This window comes from Vibrio sp. 970, assembly GCF_033339075.1.
On the sequence record NZ_JAWOTW010000354.1, the window covers coordinates 1 to 680 of the forward strand.

1 protein-coding gene is annotated in these 680 nt (G+C 45.6%); it reads left to right on the forward strand.

Annotation, left to right across the window (positions count from 1 at the left end; translation table 11 throughout):
• A partial coding sequence (locus tag R7Q11_RS26620) for a sugar phosphate nucleotidyltransferase (RefSeq protein WP_263857205.1) occupies nt 1-680 on the forward strand: 680 nt, incomplete at both ends.

Genomic DNA, 680 nt, shown 5'->3' on the forward strand with positions numbered 1-680 from the left:
CACTCACTGATGATCGAGCCAAACCAGCGGTACCATTTGGCGGCAAATACAGAATCATCGATTTTACGCTAACCAATTGTCTTAATTCAGGTTTACGTAAAATTCTAGTGCTTACTCAATACAAATCTCACTCACTACAAAAGCACCTTCGTGACGGTTGGTCGATTTTTAATCCCGAACTTGGTGAGTACATTACGGCAGTTCCGCCTCAAATGCGCAAAGGTGGTGCATGGTATGAGGGTACCGCCGACGCCATCTACCACAACTTGTGGTTACTATCGCGGAACGACGCAAAATACGTTGTTGTGTTATCTGGTGACCATATTTATCGTATGGATTACGCAGCGATGCTTGAGGAGCATAAAGAGAAAGGGGCAAAGCTGACCGTCGCTTGTATGGATGTTCCAGTAAAGGACGCCTCTGCTTTCGGAGTAATGGGAATCGCTGAAAACGGACTGGTTAAGTCTTTTGTCGAGAAGCCTGAAAACCCACCTACTCTTCCAGACGATAAAACCAAGAGCCTTGCATCAATGGGGATCTACATCTTTGATATGGATGTGCTCAAAGAAGCGCTGACCGAAGATGCGAAACTGGAAACGTCTAGCCATGACTTTGGCAACGACATTATTCCAAAATTGATCGACACCGAATCGGTTTACGCTTACAAGTTTTGTGGCAGC